Source organism: Myroides odoratimimus, assembly GCF_001485415.1.
In the GTDB taxonomy this organism is placed as follows: Bacteria; Bacteroidota; Bacteroidia; order Flavobacteriales; family Flavobacteriaceae; genus Flavobacterium; species Flavobacterium odoratimimum.
In genome coordinates this window covers 152,903-169,946 of sequence record NZ_BCMQ01000005.1, presented here as the reverse complement: position 1 = coordinate 169,946, position 17,044 = coordinate 152,903, and the positions used below count along the sequence as shown (strand labels likewise).

14 protein-coding genes are annotated in these 17,044 nt (G+C 34.9%); 5 read left to right on the top strand and 9 right to left on the bottom strand.

The window, feature by feature from the left end; translation table 11 throughout:
* Positions 1-621 (top strand): ribosome biogenesis GTP-binding protein YihA/YsxC, encoded by a 621-nt coding sequence (gene yihA / locus MODO_RS06790; RefSeq protein ID WP_006259694.1) that lies wholly within the window; start codon positions 1-3, stop codon positions 619-621.
* A 42-nt stretch (positions 622-663) separates the two neighbouring features.
* On the opposite strand, the gene MODO_RS06785 is transcribed toward yihA, so the two are convergent.
* The 4 genes from MODO_RS06785 to tyrS all read right to left on the bottom strand — a co-directional run bounded on the left by MODO_RS06785 (position 664) and on the right by tyrS (position 8,171).
* Positions 664-1,320 (bottom strand): response regulator transcription factor, encoded by a 657-nt coding sequence (locus tag MODO_RS06785; protein ID WP_006259695.1) that lies wholly within the window; start codon positions 1,318-1,320, stop codon positions 664-666.
* A gap of 204 nt (positions 1,321-1,524) precedes the next feature.
* A complete protein-coding gene (locus MODO_RS06780; RefSeq protein WP_006259696.1) occupies positions 1,525-3,051 on the bottom strand; it encodes a RagB/SusD family nutrient uptake outer membrane protein in 1,527 nt (508 codons plus the stop codon).
* A 14-nt stretch (positions 3,052-3,065) separates the two neighbouring features.
* Positions 3,066-6,164 (bottom strand): SusC/RagA family TonB-linked outer membrane protein, encoded by a 3,099-nt coding sequence (locus tag MODO_RS06775; protein WP_006259697.1) that lies wholly within the window; start codon positions 6,162-6,164, stop codon positions 3,066-3,068.
* Positions 6,165-6,878: 714 nt separating this feature from the next.
* Positions 6,879-8,171, bottom strand: a complete 1,293-nt coding sequence (gene tyrS, locus MODO_RS06770) for a tyrosine--tRNA ligase (RefSeq protein ID WP_006259698.1) — start codon at positions 8,169-8,171, stop codon at positions 6,879-6,881.
* Positions 8,172-8,353: 182 nt separating this feature from the next.
* Here tyrS and MODO_RS06765 point away from each other — a divergent pair, with 182 nt between their 5' ends.
* On the top strand, positions 8,354-9,352 hold the full coding sequence (locus tag MODO_RS06765; protein WP_006259699.1) for an NAD-dependent epimerase/dehydratase family protein: 999 nt from the start codon (positions 8,354-8,356) through the stop codon (positions 9,350-9,352).
* On the opposite strand, the gene MODO_RS06760 is transcribed toward MODO_RS06765, so the two are convergent.
* Genes MODO_RS06760 through MODO_RS06750 form a run of 3 tightly spaced genes read right to left on the bottom strand, consistent with a single transcriptional unit; the run spans position 9,285 to position 11,810 of the window.
* Positions 9,285-9,737 carry a DUF4296 domain-containing protein gene (locus MODO_RS06760; protein WP_006259700.1) on the bottom strand — a complete coding sequence of 151 codons (453 nt, stop codon included), beginning with the start codon at positions 9,735-9,737 and terminating at the stop codon, positions 9,285-9,287. The two genes, MODO_RS06765 and MODO_RS06760, sit on opposite strands and share 68 nt — an antisense overlap.
* Positions 9,738-9,750: 13 nt before the next feature.
* Positions 9,751-11,088, bottom strand: a complete 1,338-nt coding sequence (locus tag MODO_RS06755; RefSeq protein WP_006259701.1) for a dihydroorotase — start codon at positions 11,086-11,088, stop codon at positions 9,751-9,753.
* The gene (locus tag MODO_RS06750; RefSeq protein WP_006259702.1) at positions 11,088-11,810 is read right to left on the bottom strand and encodes a polyprenol monophosphomannose synthase; all 723 of its coding nucleotides are present in this window, start codon (positions 11,808-11,810) and stop codon (positions 11,088-11,090) included. The genes MODO_RS06755 and MODO_RS06750 overlap by 1 nt, the downstream gene beginning before the upstream one ends.
* Positions 11,811-11,914: 104 nt before the next feature.
* Here MODO_RS06750 and MODO_RS06745 point away from each other — a divergent pair, with 104 nt between their 5' ends.
* A complete protein-coding gene (locus MODO_RS06745; protein ID WP_006259703.1) occupies positions 11,915-12,589 on the top strand; it encodes a DUF4271 domain-containing protein in 675 nt (224 codons plus the stop codon).
* A gap of 14 nt (positions 12,590-12,603) precedes the next feature.
* Positions 12,604-13,347 carry a uroporphyrinogen-III synthase gene (locus MODO_RS06740; RefSeq protein ID WP_006259704.1) on the top strand — a complete coding sequence of 248 codons (744 nt, stop codon included), beginning with the start codon at positions 12,604-12,606 and terminating at the stop codon, positions 13,345-13,347.
* A gap of 139 nt (positions 13,348-13,486) precedes the next feature.
* Here the strand turns inward: MODO_RS06740 and pckA are convergent, their stop codons facing one another.
* Both pckA and MODO_RS06730 read right to left on the bottom strand, forming a co-directional pair.
* Positions 13,487-15,100, bottom strand: coding sequence for a phosphoenolpyruvate carboxykinase (ATP) (gene pckA, locus MODO_RS06735; RefSeq protein ID WP_006259705.1), 1,614 nt, complete (start codon positions 15,098-15,100; stop codon positions 13,487-13,489).
* 74 nt (positions 15,101-15,174) lie between these two features.
* Positions 15,175-15,570 carry a DUF423 domain-containing protein gene (locus tag MODO_RS06730; protein WP_006259706.1) on the bottom strand — a complete coding sequence of 132 codons (396 nt, stop codon included), beginning with the start codon at positions 15,568-15,570 and terminating at the stop codon, positions 15,175-15,177.
* Between the two features lie 117 nt (positions 15,571-15,687).
* Between MODO_RS06730 and MODO_RS06725 the strand changes: the two genes are divergently transcribed.
* On the top strand, positions 15,688-17,043 hold the full coding sequence (locus MODO_RS06725; protein ID WP_006259707.1) for a saccharopine dehydrogenase family protein: 1,356 nt from the start codon (positions 15,688-15,690) through the stop codon (positions 17,041-17,043).
* Position 17,044 lies beyond the last annotated feature (1 nt).

Genomic DNA, 17,044 nt, shown 5'->3' with positions numbered 1-17,044 from the left:
ATGAAAATAAATACAGCTGAATTTGTTGTTAGTAACTCTGACGCTAAGAAGTGTCCTAATGAACCTATCCCTGAATACGCATTCATCGGTAGATCTAATGTAGGTAAGTCTTCTCTGATCAATATGCTTACTAATCAAAAATACTTAGCCAAAACCTCTTCTAGACCAGGAAAGACACAACTAATCAACCACTTTAAAATTAATTCTAATTGGTATTTAGTAGACTTACCAGGTTATGGGTACGCAAAAGTATCTAAAAAGACTAAAGCTGTATTCCAGAAGTTCATCACAGATTACTTCGAGAATAGACAACAATTAGTAAGTGCCTTTGTATTAGTAGATATCAGACATGAGGCTCAGAAGATTGACTTAGAATTCATGCAATACCTAGGAGAGACAGAAGTTCCTTTCTCTATCATCTTTACTAAAGCTGATAAAGTAGGTAAGCAAAAAGTAGCTGGACTAATAGCCGACTACAGAAAGAAAATGTTAGCTGATAACTGGGAAGAAATGCCTCCGTGCTTTGTTACCTCATCAGAAGACAAAACTGGTAGAGACGAAGTCTTAAACTATATCGAAGAAATAAACGTTGAGATGTTTAAAAATCAAAACTTTATATAAAACAAAAAAACTGCTTAATAGCAGTTTTTTTTATTTCTATCATTAGATATAATACTCATTTACTGTAATAATACCTGCCCTAATAGCATATCGCGTTGCATCATACACATTGCTAACACCTAGTTTCTTAAATATATTCTTGCGATGTGTTATCACTGTATGAGCACTAATATTGCGGTCTGCAGCTATCTCCTTAGTCATTTTTCCAGATGCTATTTCTTTTAGTATCTCACGCTCAGCATTAGTAAGCACCTGTTCCACTTTCAGAATACTATCCTGATGTTCTTCCAGCTTCTTCATTATCCAAGGTGCGAGATAGGTCTCCTTAGAAATAGTCTTATAGATACCCTCCTTGATATGTTCTAGCTTATCATTTTGGAAGACAATATTAAAAGCAGAAATGCGATTAGACAAAAACTGTTTTAACCATTGCTCATTTAACTCACTAAAAAACAACAACCATTGTGACTTCTCACTTTGCTCTCGCAGCAGTAGCAATAACTCCGTTTGCTTCTCTAGACATCTACTAAAAGGATCTACAATAATGACTGCACTAGGGTTCTTTAGAAGATAACTCTTTAAGCCCGTCAAATCATCAATCTCAACAATACTTACCTCTCCTGAGCAAACCTCTCTAATAAGCCCTTGTAAAGCGTAACGCGTGATTTCTTGACTCTCTACTATCCCTATATTTAACATCCTTATCTCCTTAAGTTAACTCTTCCACTCCTCTATTGCTAGAATAAAGTATCTTATTAATATTCTACTACAAAAATACATAACTTTTTCTAGTATTAACACAACACTAAATAGTCTTATAACAAAAAAGGTTACTCTTAATTATAATATTAAGAGCAACCTTTTATATGAATAAACGCTAACTAATTCTTTTTATTTTTTCCCTTATTTATAAAGGTTTCCATTTTCGATCTCCTCTACCTCTGGAATTCTAAATAAGTAATTCACACTATTAGGAACAAAAGAAGACTTGTCAGAAAAACTAATGATTCTATGTCCTTGTGGTAATAAATCTACCGTTATCTGGCTTATCTTACCTTGGCTATCCATTACTTCATAAGTATAAGGAACCAACTTATCTTGAGGATATAACTTTCTTTCTACAGCCAACTTGTTACGCACAATATCCACTCGTGAAAATCCTTCACCAAACAATTCTTTTCTTCTCTCTATCCAGATTTCATCAAGAAGAGCTTGTCCACTTAATCCACTCACTTCCTTAGCACCTCTTGCTGTTTTTAAAACATTCAAGGCATTAATAGCATCAGCACGTCCTAATCTAGCTTTTGCTTCTGCACTTATTAGATACATCTCTGACGAACGCATTAATACAATATCTGCTATACGACCAGCTTTAAACTTAAATTTAGCATATCTCATATAAGCTACATCTCTCGTTTTCGGAGAAGTATTAGAAGGATCTGGAGTCCAGTAAATCATACTTTTTCTATAATCCCCTTCATCAAATAACTCTTTAAAGTAAGGGTCAGCATTAAAACTGAAATAATAACTCTCTTTTGATGTTACATCTAAATAGTTAAACTGATAAGAAGCCCCACTTTGTTCAGATGTCTGTTGATGTCCCCATATCCACTCTACATTACTAGAGTCGTTAAAACCACTCTTATAATCATCTTCTGACATCAATTGACCATACTTGCTCAACACTGCCTCTGCATAAAAATTAGCTTTCTCCCAATTCTGAGTATACAAATAAGCACGTGCCAATAATCCTTGTACTACAGTCTTATCAAATTTATACTTAAGATTTCTCTTATAAGTATCAGGTATCAAAGACAACGCTTCTTCTAAATCCGAAATGGCTTGTTTATACACTTCTGTCACAGTAGCTGCTGATGCAGGTACTGTACTAGGTGTAGTTGCAGTCAAATAAATAGGCCCTACTACAGCATTAGGATTTACGTCTATAGCTAATGCATAACTAGAAGCTAAGTGTAAGTACATAAATCCTCTCAACGCTAATGCTTGACCACGTACACGCTGTTTTTCATTTACAGTACCTTCTGAAGCAAATACTTTATCAATTACGTTATTAGCATTATCAATCGTTTTATACGTAAGATTCCAACTAAACGAATTTGTCCCTCCACGATTATAAAGAGCTGTGAAAGCATAATGACTACTAAATCCATACATATTATTCACCACTACATCATTCCCCATAGCGTCGTTTGTTCTTAAAAACGCTCCATATCCTGGATTAGCATAAGTACTATATGAATCCATTAAGTTAGCCCATGTACCGATCAATACCTTGTCATTACCTTCTACTGTAGTAAAAACATTCTCATTCACCACTGCATCTGTAGGTTCAGTATCTAAAGAACAAGAAGTCATTCCAATAGAAAATAGAACACTAAACGCTATATATTTAAAAATTGTTTTTCTCATGATTTCTTAATTCTTTATAATTTAATATTTAATCCTAAAGACAATGTCTTCATCGCTGGGTATCTATAATAAGTAGTCCCGTTGAATGTTTGCTCTGGATCAAAACCTTGTTCTTTTGTCCATGTAAATAAATTCTCTGCTTGGAAATAAATAGAAGCAGATGATAAATTAATTTTTCTTAACCACTCTTGTGGAACGTTATAAGCTAACGTAAGGTTCTTTAATTTTAAGTATGAACGATCTACCAAGAAACGATCTGAAGTATTCGTCCAGCTATTAGCAGGATTAGTTGTTAATCTAGCGATATCAGTATTAGGATTCTCTGGCGTCCATCTTCCCATCATATCCGCACTCCATGTACTACCGTTACCAGCATGTCTATACATTCCTACCTTATCCCCATTATAAATCTTACCTCCTATATTATAGGTAAAGTTAGCAGATAATTGCCATGACTTATAAGACAACTCTGTTGAGAAACCTCCAGATACATCAGGTAACGAAGTTCCTTTGTATACTTTATTTTTATTTCCACTTACACTGCTGTAGTTCTCAGTCACTGTACGACTACCATCCTCATTCTGAATATACCATTGTGCATTACCATTCTCTGGATTTACACCAGCCCACTCAGGCAAATAGAAATCATAAATAGATCCTCCTACTTTCCATATCTGATTTCCTTTATTGATTTCAGAACTAGGTAATGAAGTAATTTTATTTTTATATGTAGTCAAGTTTAATCCTACACGCCATCTCCAATCTTCTGTTTGAATAGGAATACCATCTAAAGTAAATTCCCATCCATAGTTTTTAATTCCTCCAATATTTACATCTTTACTAGCAAATCCAATAGATGGAGCTAACTGTTGATTAAATAATAAATCTTTTGATCTTCTTTCGAAGTACTCTACTGTACCTGTCAGACGATTATCAAACAATCCAAAATCTAATCCAATATTTAAGTTTAAGTTCGTTTCCCACGATAAGTTAGGCGTTTCCATTCTAGAGCTAACTAGTCCAGATTCTCCTAAGTTATTACGTATAGCGTACAACCCTTGATAAGCATAATACCCTACCTTATCATTTCCTTGTGCACCATAACTTGCTTTTAATAATAAATTGTTTAACCAAGTATCTCTATACTCACTCATAAAGTCTTCATCTATAATTCTCCATGAAGCACCGAATGACCAGAAACCTCCCCATTTATTAGATGATTTAAAACGAGACGATCCGTCTGCTCTATATGACCCTGATAAATAATATTTCTTATCATAAGAATAGTTTACACTCCCGAAGAAACTCAACATACTATATTTATCAGCCTTTCCATAAAAATCTATCAATCTAGAAGCAGCATCAGGCTCCTCGAATCCCATCATCGCAATCTGTTCTCTTGCACCTCCAAAATAATTAGAATCATACTGATAATACTCTTGTCCTGCCATTACAGCTAATGCGTTCTTATCATCTAAATCAATATTGTAGTTTAAAACATTATTAAACGTCATATTAATTGTTCTTGTATTTCTACGGCTAATACTTCCTCCATAATTAGCAGAAGCTCCTTTATCAGGGTTTGACACACTATGGTCATACATACTATTGTAATCAACACTTAAAGATGTCTTTAATTTTAAGTTATCCAAAAACTTAACCTGTCCGTATGTTCTAATACTCGCTACATCTCTTTTTATTTCACTCTTATCCAAAGGAAGAGTTTCTACTAAGTTGTAATTTCTATAAGATGTAGTTCTATAGTTCCCATAATCATATATCAGTCCTCCAGTATTTGCATCTCTTAGATATTCTCCTGTAGCTAAATCACGTTGATAAATAGGATAAAAAGAAGGTAACCCTCTCGCAAAACCAATTACATTATTAATCGCACTATCATCCTGTTTCGGATAGTCTTGTATAGAATGAGACGCAGAAACATTCATCCCTATTTCTAACCAATCCTTAGCATCTATCACAATGTTAGAACGCATATTAAAACGTTTAAAACCTGATTCTAACACGTATCCTTGATCGTTTAAATACCCTCCAGAAACGTAGTATCGAGTATTCTTACCTCCTCCACTTACACGTAAATTAATATCTGTAAATCTCGCATTCTGACTTAATGCATCATTCCAATCGTCATTCCACAAAGGCTTTAACCCTGGCAATAACTTACCGTCTGTACCTACAGGAAATGGATTACCTGTTCCATAAGGGTTAATACCTACAGAACCAATCAAGTTATTTGTAGCATAAGCAGCTGCTTCGGTAGCATTCATTTTTGCAGCATCCATCTGCCCATTTCTTAATGCTTCCCACTGCAATTCCATATACTGATTAGTACTTAATTGTTTATAATCACTACGTGCTCTATCAGAAAAACCATGCTTTGCACTGATTTCTATCTGAGGTTTTGTTTCTTTACCACCTTGCTTAGTTGTAATCATTATTACCCCATTAGCTGCACGAGATCCATATAAGGTCGCTGCAGTAGCATCTTTTAACACTGATATAGATTCGATATCTGTAGGAGAAATAGAGTTTAACCCTCCTTCAAAAGGCACACCATCAACTACGAATAACGGATCACTATCTGCATTCATAGACCCAATACCACGGATTCTAATTGTCGCATTAGACCCTGGCTGTCCACTAGCCGAGAAAGACTGAAGCCCTGCTACAGTACCTTCTAATGCTTTAGACACATCACTTACTTGTGCCTTTTCTATATCTTTAGCTTGCACTAAACCTACTGACCCAGTATATGTCTTCTTATTAGCAGTACCATAAGGCACTGTAATTAATACTTCTCCTAATTCACTCGCTTCGTCTGCAAGTTTTACATTCAGAACTTCCTGTCCTTTATATGTAATATTCTTTGTGGTATATCCTATAAATGAAAAGACTAATACCTGTCCATTATTAACTTTTATAGAGTAATTACCATCTAAATCTGTCATTGTTCCTTCATCACTTCCCTGAATCAGAACACTCACACCTGGTAAGGCTCCACTTATATCTGTAACAGATCCTGTCACAAGTTTTTCTTGCGCCTGTAAGTTTAAAACACTAACAAACACAAATAAGATTGCGTAAATTTTTTGCATAAAACAATTAGTTTAAAATGAACTATCTTTGAAAGACTGATTCATTATGTCTAGAAATATTGAAATGTAGTATCGGTACAGCCACTATGAGCTGACCTAAAAAGAATAAACTATAGGCAGCAACACATGCACATCATAGAAGATGCGCTAGAAGAAAAGAAATCAGTAAATCTAAAAATACGAGTGTCAAGTTCTCGCTTTTGTTGAATTGATTGCATAATATTTAGGTTATATAATTTTTTCTTATCAGTGAAAAAAGCAAAGTAGGGAAACCCTTATATGTAATTATTTTCTTACAAAACAAACAATAATTATACACAACAGATTAAGGATATAGCACTCCCTACTTTTGTAATACAAAGGTATTTCAACACCTCATTCTATGAAATACCATGTATATGGTATATTTTAATTCTCTCTCATAATATTCAGAGAAGAAAGACACCATAACCATCCAAAACGACAGAATAGTCAACCTTTTAATTAGAGCCAAAAACTAGTAAATACAACGAGGGAGTAATCCTTGTTTCTCAACAAAAACGCGACTGGTCGCATAGTTATCGCATAGTGATGGCATACTGCTCGCATAGTTTTACCCATTTTTTATGCGATCACTATGCCATCAATACCCCATTACCTTATGACCAGATAAATTATAGGCCAAAAAAAAGGGCTCCCATTACTGAGAGCCCTTATATAAGTATACTTATAATCTTACTTTACATGTAAAACGAAGTAATTTTTCTTTCCTTTTTGTAGTAATACGAATTGATCATTAATCAAATCATTTGTAGTCACTACGTAGTCTTCAGCTACTTTCTCTTTGTTTACAGAGATAGAATTAGCTTGTAACGAACGACGAGCATCTCCATTAGATGAAGCCAAATTAGAATTAGCAGCTAAGGCATCTACGATAGTTAACCCTGCTTCGATATCTGCTTTTGCTACTTCTGACTGTCCTACTCCATCGAATACCTCTAAGAAAGTCTTCTCGTCTAATTGTTTTAAATCTTCTGTAGAAGAGTTACCGAATAAGATATTAGACGCTTTGATAGCATTATCTAATTGCTCTTGACCGTGTACCATAATCGTTACTTCTTCTGCTAGGCGACGTTGTAGCACACGTAAATGTGGAGCCTCTGAATGCTCTTTAACTAATGCTTCAATATCTTCTCTAGAGATGAATGTAAAGATCTTAATATAACGCTCAGCATCAGCATCAGCCACGTTTAACCAGTATTGGTAGAATTTATATGGAGAAGTGTACTCTGCAGACAACCAAATATTACCCCCTTCTGACTTACCGAATTTAGTTCCGTCAGCTTTAGTAATCAATGGGCAAGTAAGCGCATATGCTTTCTCGCTAATTGTTCTACGGATTAACTCTGTACCAGTAGTAATATTTCCCCATTGGTCAGATCCTCCCATTTGTAATGTAATATTATTCTCTTTGTATAAATGCAAAAAGTCATATCCTTGCATTAATTGATAACAGAACTCTGTAAAAGACATTCCATCTTGGAACTCACCGTTTAGACGTTTCTTTACAGAATCTTTAGCCATCATATAGTTCACTGTGATATGCTTCCCTACTGTACGGATAAACTCTAAGAAAGAGAAATCTTTCATCCAGTCATAGTTATTTACTAACACAGCAGCATTCTCAGCACCTGAATTAAAATCTAAGAAACGACTTAATTGTTCTTTAATCGCATTTTGATTATGACGTAAAGCTTCTTCGTCTAATAAGTTTCTTTCATTAGACTTTCCTGAAGGGTCACCTACCATACCAGTAGCACCTCCCACAAGAGCATAAGGTTTATGTCCAGCTAATTGAAAGTGTTTCAATAGCATTACTCCTACTAAATGTCCAATATGCAATGAATCGGCTGTTGGGTCAATTCCCACATACGCAGCACGCATTTGCTCCAACAAATGTTCTTCAGTGCCTGGCATTACGTCGTGGAGCATTCCTCTCCAAGTCACTTCTTCAATAAAATTCTTCATTTAAATAAATTTTACACAAAGATAGCTCAAAACCTTAGCTTATGGAATAAAAATTCTCAAACACTGCATTTTTATACGTTTTCTACATTTATCCTTTAAGAACTAATAATAGGGGCGTTAGAATTCAACTTTATTTCATAATTTTTCACTATGTAAAACATATAACTTACTTTTGTCTAAATATGATACTAGTAACAGGAGGTACAGGCTTAGTAGGAGCACATTTATTATTACATCTTCTTCAGTCAGAAGGTGCAGTTCGTGCTATTTATAGAAATGAGGATAGTATTAAAAAAACGAAGAACCTCTTCGTCTTAAACAATCAAGAAGCCCTATTCTTAAAAATAGAATGGGTCAAAGCAGATCTAATAGATGTACCAGCACTTGAGAAAGCCTTTGTTGGAATTGATTATGTATATCATTGTGCAGCTTTAGTCTCTTTCGAGCCTAAAGATGAAAAAAAACTTCGCAAGACGAATATAGAAGGTACCGCTAATATCGTGAACCTATCTATCGCCTTTAACGTAAAAAAACTGTGCTATGTAAGTTCTATCGCCGCTCTAGGTGAGACATTAGCCAAAGATAAAATCATTACAGAAAAGACAGATTGGAACCCTGAGCTATACCATGGAGACTATGCTATCACTAAGTATGGAGCCGAAATGGAGGTATGGAGAGGAACTCAAGAAGGACTAGATGTAGTCATCGTCAATCCTGGTATTGTATTCGGACGTGGCTTCGGTTATGAAGGCAGTGGAGCTTTCTTCCAAAAAGTAAAGAAAGACTTTCCATTCTACACCACAGGTATTGCGGGAATCGTAGGAGTAAATGATGTAGTAAAAGCAATGCATCTCCTCATGATCAGTGATATTAAAAATGAGAGATTTGCATTAGTTTCTAATAATATTACTTACCAAGAGCTTATCAATCATATCGCAGACTTAATGGGTAAGAAACACCCTAGTATCCATGTATCGCGTACATCAAGTCTATTCGCATGGAAGTTAGACAACTTCGTCTCTCTGATAACGAGAAAAAAAAGAAGCTTTACACGATCAATCGCGCAAGCTTCTCATTCTTCTTATATTTATGATTGTTCAAAAATTAAAAACACTATTGAATTTGATTTCGAAGACTATCAATCTTTTCTCGGTCCAATTTCAAAGTATCATCAAGTTTAATATCTTCTTTCTTTAATTCGTCTTTAGGCTCTTCTTGAGATTTAGACAATAAAGAATCTGCTACAACCTTAGCTGCTTCTAGACGACTTAGAATATTGTTCTGCATAGTGTGATACACACCATCGCCTAACTCTACATAATATCTATTATTCGATACGAAAGTAAGACTGTCTATATCGTATTTTTTAAAGACAGAGTTAACGTTAAGCCTTTTCAGAGTATCTTCTCTACTATACGCACTTACACTCTCGATAGAGTATAACAATGCCATATCATATAAGATATCTTCCATTTTTTGTTGCTCGATAAATGGAGACGGTTTTACCACATCATTCTTACATGACATAAGTATAAACACAGCTAATATTACTAAGTATTTATTCATCTATTCTTTGATTTTATCGTACGAATAATAATCGTTGTCCTTTATGTTCTTCTTTTACCATATCGTTCTCATACGCTAAGAAACCATTTACAAAAGTATGAGTAATTTTAGAACTAAATTTCTCTCCTTCGAATGGAGACCACCCACATTTATATAAAATATTGTCTTTATTTACTTCCCAGTCATGATTCACATCTACGATAGCTATATCAGCATGGTATCCTTCTTTTACATAACCGCGTTTCTCTACTTGGAATAAAATAGCAGGATTATGTGCTGTTTTCTCTACGATTTTCTCTATACTGATTTTCCCTTGTTTAGAAGCTTCAAATAGCGAAACTAAAGCATGCTGCACAAGTGGCCCTCCAGAAGGAGCAGAAGAATATGCCTTACTCTTCTCTTCTAAAGTATGAGGTGCATGGTCTGTAGCGATAACATCTATTCTATCATCTAACAACGCTTTCCAAAGACCATCTCTATCAGCTTCTGTTTTTACAGCAGGATTCCACTTAATAAAGTTACCTTTTTTATCGTAATCTTTATCCGTGAACCATAGATGGTGAACACATACCTCTGCAGTAATCTTTTTATCTTTTAAAGGAATATCGTTTCTGAACAACTCTGTTTCCTTCGCTGTAGAAAGGTGGAATACGTGTAGTCTAGCTCCTGTTTTCTTCGCTAGTTCTATCGCTTTAGAAGAAGATAAATAACAAGCCTCTTCACTTCGGATAATTGGGTGATACTTCACAGGGATCTCTTCTCCGAACTCTTCTTTATACTTCGCTAAGTTAGCCTTAATCGTTCCTTCATCCTCAGCGTGTACAGCGATAAGCATAGAAGTACTCGAAAAGATCTTTTCTAATACATCCTGTCTATCTACTAACATATTACCTGTAGACGAACCTAAGAAAAGCTTAATACCAGCTACATTACGTGGGTTTGTTTTTAGCAGTTCTTCTAAGTTATCATTTGTACCTCCCATCATAAATGAATAGTTAGCAAACGATTTAGTAGACGCTATTTCGTACTTCTGTTCTAATAATTCTTGAGTCACAGCATTGGGCACTGTATTCGGTTGCTCTATAAAAGAAGTAATCCCTCCAGCAATAGCTGCTCTAGACTCAGATTCTATATCACCTTTATGAGTCAAACCTGGTTCTCTAAAATGCACTTGATCATCGATCATTCCAGGAATGACATAATTTCCTTTCGCATCGACAACAGTTACATCATTAGAAACTTCGATATTAGAAGCTACTTTCACAATAAAGCCATTCTCGATTAGAACATCCGCTTCTACAATAGTCCCTTCGTTTACGACTTTTCCGTTTTTAATTAAATAGTGTGTCATTATAGTGTGTTTAGTAGTTTACGTATACGTAGATTAATAACGCCAAAAACAGCTTCTTTAATAATTCCTCCAGACATTTTAGATTCGCCTCTCGTCCTATCTGTAAAAATAATAGGCACCTCGGTAATCGAAAAGTTCTTTACATAAGTACGATACTTCATCTCGATCTGAAAAGCATACCCAACAAAGCGCACCTTATCAAAATCAAAACTCTCTAATACTTTGCGTGAAAAACAAACAAAGCCTGCTGTCGTATCTTTAATCTTCATCCCAGTTATCATTCTAACATAAATAGAAGCTCCATAAGACAACAAAACACGGTTTAACGGCCAGTTCACTACATTTACTCCTGTAACGTATCTAGAACCTATGGCTAAGCCTTGATTCGCTTTACAAGCCTCTAAAAGTTTAGGAAGGTCATTCGGATTATGAGAGAAATCCGCGTCCATTTCAAATACATAGTCATAGTCACGTGCCAAAGCCCATCTAAAACCATGGACATAAGCAGTACCTAGCCCATTCTTACCTTCTCTCTTCTCTAAAAACAAAGATTCGGGATACTTACTTTGCAACTCTTCAACTACAGCTGCAGTACCATCAGGGGAATTATCATCAACAATCAGAACATGAAAATGCTGAGGCAATGCCATAACAGCATCGATAATCAATTCTATATTTTCAATTTCATTATACGTTGGTATAATGACAAGTCCTGACTCCATTTTTTAAAACGTTTGCCACAAAAATAACCTTTTTCTAGAAAGTTATCACTTAAATAAAATACAAAGTCAATCTAAAAGGTTTTTTTGCTAATTTTGCAGATATTATGGAGAATCTAATACTTATCGAGCGTGTACTCCCTAGTAAAGATTGGGCAACAGTCCTATTCTTTATCGGATTCTCTATTATTGCAGTTAACCGTACCATCTTCGGCGTACGTTTTTCTGAGTTTACAAAACTAGCAGCATCGAATAAGTACTTAAAGATTTATAAGGATAATACAAACTTAAGAAATAGTTTCACTTTATCTTTTTTACTTGTACAACTTATATCGATTACTTTCTTTATACAAATAACATTAAAAGCTTTCGAACTCATACCAGATTACAGTTTTGGTTCGTTCTTAATGCTTTTAAATTTTGTAACCACCTTTATCATCGGAAAGTATTTAATAGATAAGATTATATCAACAACATTTGGTATAGACGAATTTTCGGATGCCTTAAATCTACAAAAAGCTACCTATCGAAATTATATCGGAATGTTACTGTTAGCAGTAAACGTTCTTTTATTCTACAACAATATAACCAACAAACTTATAATTGGGTTCATGTTGATTGCATTAATCGCAACAAATATCCTTTTATACGTTCTTTTTATAAAAAACAACCAAAAATCAATAATGAATAAGGTGTTCTATTTTATTTTGTATCTTTGCACCCTTGAAATAGCTCCTTATCTATTATTATATTTCTGGTTAAAAGATTACGGAGCATTATAAGAAAAAGTACAATTATGAAAGTGAAAACAATTTTGGTTTCTCAACCAGAGCCTAAAGTAGAAAACTCACCTTACTTCGAATTAGAGCAGAAATTCAAAGTAAAAATTGACTTTAGACCCTTCATCCACGTAGAAGGTGTACCAGCCAAAGAGGTAAGACACCAAAAGATTGATTTAAACAATTACACTGCTATTATTTTAACAAGTAAGAACTCTGTAGACCACTTTTTCCGCGTAGCAGAAGAAATGAGATATAAAGTTCCTGAAACGCTTAAGTATTTCTGTCAGTCAGAGGCGGTAGCATATTATTTACAAAAATATGTAGTATACCGTAAAAGAAAGATTTATGTAGGTCAGAAAGACTTTGCAGAATTAGCTCCTTTGATTAAGAAGTATAAAGATGAGACCTTCTTACTTCCTGCATCAGATCAATTAAATCACGATGTACCAACTACTTTAAATGATTTAAAAGTAAATTGGACTCCAGGTACATTCTATCGTACTGTTATGAGTGACTTATCAGATTTAGCAGATGTGAAATATGATGTTTTAGCTTTCTTTAGTCCAACAGGTATTAAATCTCTATTCAAAAATTTCCCTGACTTTAGTCAAGACAATACGAGAATAGCTGTATTTGGAACTACAACGCAAAAAGAAGCTTTAGACAATAACTTAAGAGTAGACATCATGGCTCCTGCACCAGGAACACCGTCTATGACTATGGCATTAGAAAAGTACATTCAACAAGTAAATAAATAATATCTATTTATATCATAAAAAACCACCTCTATGAAGAGGTGGTTTTTTTATACTTATTAAATAAGAGTTCACTGCTTAATTAAGAGCAAAAAAAAGGAGATGATTACATCATCTCCTTTTTTCTATAGCTATAATTATATTATAATTGAGGTCCAGCAGCTACTAGAGCTTTACCTTCATCATTATTAGAATATAACTTAAAGTTTTCTACGAATAATCCAGCTAATTCTTTTGCTTTCTCTTCCCATTCAGAAGCATTAGCATACGTATTACGAGGATCTAGAATAGTAGTATCTACACCTTCTAAAGCTGTTGGTACAGCGAAGTTATAGATAGGCACGATAGTAGTCTCAGCATTCTCGATAGAACCGTCTAAGATACGATCAATGATAGCTCTAGTATCTTTAATAGAGATACGTTTACCAGTACCATTCCATCCAGTGTTTACCATATAAGCAGTAGCATTGTGCTCTTCCATTTTCTTCACTAGCTCTTCACCGTATTGAGTTGGGTGTAGAGATAAGAAAGCCTTACCGAAACAAGCAGAGAATGTAGGCTCTGGTTTAGTTACTCCACGCTCAGTACCTGCTAACTTAGCAGTAAATCCTGATAAGAAGTAGTATTTAGTTTGCTCTGGAGTTAACTTAGAAACTGGAGGCATAACACCAAAAGCATCTGCAGTTAAGAAGATAACTTTAGTAGCATGTCCAGCTTTAGACACAGGCTTAACAATATTCTCGATATGTTCGATTGGGTAAGATACACGTGTATTTTGTGTTACAGAACCATCGTTAAAGTCAATAATACCATTAGCATCAACAGTAACGTTCTCTAATAAAGCATCACGACGGATAGCACCATAGATATCTGGCTCATTCTCTTTGCTCAAGCTGATTGTCTTAGCGTAGCAACCTCCTTCGAAGTTAAATACACCTTCGTCATCCCATCCATGCTCATCGTCTCCGATTAACTCACGTTTTGGGTCAGTTGATAAAGTTGTTTTACCTGTACCTGATAATCCGAAGAATACAGCTACATCACCATCTTTACCTTTGTTAGCAGAACAGTGCATAGCAGCCATTCCTTTAAGAGGTAAGTAGTAGTTCATCATTGCGAACATACCTTTTTTCATCTCACCACCGTACCAAGTACCACCGATAACTTGAATCTTCTCAGTCAAGTTGAACGCGATATAAACCTCAGAGTTTAATCCGTAATCTTTATAGTCTTTGAAAGTAGTTTTAGAACCATTCATTACTACGAAGTCTGGCTCACCGAAGTTAGCTAACTCTTCTGCAGTAGGACGGATAAACATATTAGTTACGAAGTGCGCTTGCCACGCTACTTCCATAATAAATCTAACTTTTAAACGAGTATTCTCGTTAGCTCCACAAAACGCATCAACAACGAATAATCTTTTTCCAGATAACTGATTAACAGTATTCTCTTTTAAAGCATTCCAAGTTCTGTTATCGATTGGTTTGTTGTCATTTGGAGATTCTGGTGAATTCCACCATACTGTGTTTTCTGTAACTGAATCTTTAACGATGTACTTATCTTTAGGAGAACGTCCTGTAAACTCTCCAGTCATTACGTTAACTGCACCTAGCTCAGTTACAACTCCTTTATCATACCCTGTTAAGTTAGGGTTAGTTTCTTCATTATATAAAACGTCGTACGAAGGATTATAGATTACCTCTACAACATCTTTAATACCATATTTTTCCAGTGAAATTGATTCAGAAATATCCATTTTCATTATTTAGGTTGTGTATTAATTTGTTTGCAAACTTAGAAATAAATTTAAAATATAAATATACAAAAGAATTATTTAATCATGTTTTTACTTTTATACGCCTGAATTCCAGCATATAGCCATGCAACAATGAACAATACTCCTCCTACAGGAGTAATTGGACCAACAACTCTTAAGTCTATGGTTATCATATCTTTAAAGGTAAGAAGGTATATAGAACCGCAGAAAAACAATATTCCAAACAAAACCAGATACATAACTATTTTTTTAGCCTTGTCTGAAAATATTCCGCATATACCTATAAAAAGTAAAAAAAGTGCGTGGTACATTTGATAACGAACGCCAATTTCAAAAGTAGCTACTTGAGCCTCTGTTACAACTTTCTTTAGACCATGAGCTCCAAAAGCCCCTAGCATAATACCAATTGCGCCGATTATAGCAGCTATAAATATAACTTTTCGTCCCATTTATTTTTCTTTCAAATATACAACTTATCAGACAAATAGCACATTAAAAATTTTGTAGAATTTAATCTATTTATTGAACTACTAATTTTTGTATCTTGAAAAACCAACTAGAATATTATGACAAAAGAAATTTTAATAGTAGGAGCAGGCAGATCCAGCTCTTCATTAATCAAGTATCTCTTGGACAAATCAGACTCAGAGAACTTACACCTTACTATAGGAGATTTATCTCTAGAATCCGCGAAGCAAAAAGCGATGAATCATCCTAATGCTACGGCGATCGCATTTGACCTATTCAACGAAACAGAAAGACAAACCTTAGTACAGAAAGCAGACATTGTAGTTTCTATGTTACCTGCCATACATCACTTAGAACTAGCTAAAGACTGTGTGAAGTATAAAAAACACATGGTTACGGCATCTTACATCAGCCCTGCTATGCAAGAACTCAATGAGGAAGTAACTAAAAACAACCTCATCTTCATGAACGAAATAGGCTTAGATCCAGGGATAGACCACATGAGTGCGATGAAAATTATACATGATATCGAAAGAAAAGGAGGGAAAGTCATCTCTTTTGAATCTTTCTGTGGTGGACTAATCGCTCCAGAATCTGACAACAATCTATGGAATTACAAATTCACTTGGAACCCTCGCAATGTAGTATTAGCTGGACAAGGTGGTGCAGCTAAATTCTTACAAGAAGGCCAATATAAATACATCCCTTACAACAAAGTATTTAGACGTACTGAGTTTTTAGATGTAGAAGGATATGGAAAGTTCGAAGCTTACGCCAATAGAGATTCTCTAAAATACAAAGATGTCTATGGACTTCGTGATGCTAAAACCATCTTTAGAGGTACGATCAGAAGAGTAGGATACTCTAGAGCCTGGAATCTTTTTGTAGAATTAGGAATAACAGATGATAGCTATACTATAGATAATTCTGAAGAGATGACCTATAGAGAGTTTATCAACTCCTACTTGCCCTACCACCCTACAGATACTGTAGAGACCAAACTAAGATTAGCACTAGGTATTGACCAAGATGACATTATATGGGACAAGCTACTAGAGCTAGACTTATTCAACCCAACTAAAAAAATAGGATTAAAGAAAGCGACTCCTGCACAAATCTTAGAAAAGATCTTAAGTGATTCTTGGTCATTAAGCCCAGAAGATAAAGACATGATCGTGATGTATCACAAGATAGGATACGAACTACATGGACAGAATCACCAGATAGACTCACGTATGGTCTGTATAGGAGATAATCAGATCTACACTGCTATGGCTAAGACAGTAGGTCTTCCTGTAGCTATCGCTACGCTAAAAATATTAAAAGGAATCATCACTACACCAGGTGTACAGATGCCAATAGAAGAGGAAGTATATACTCCTATTCTCAAAGAATTAGAAGAGAATGGCATTCACTTTATAGAAGAAGAAGTTCCTTATTCAGGATATAACTAAC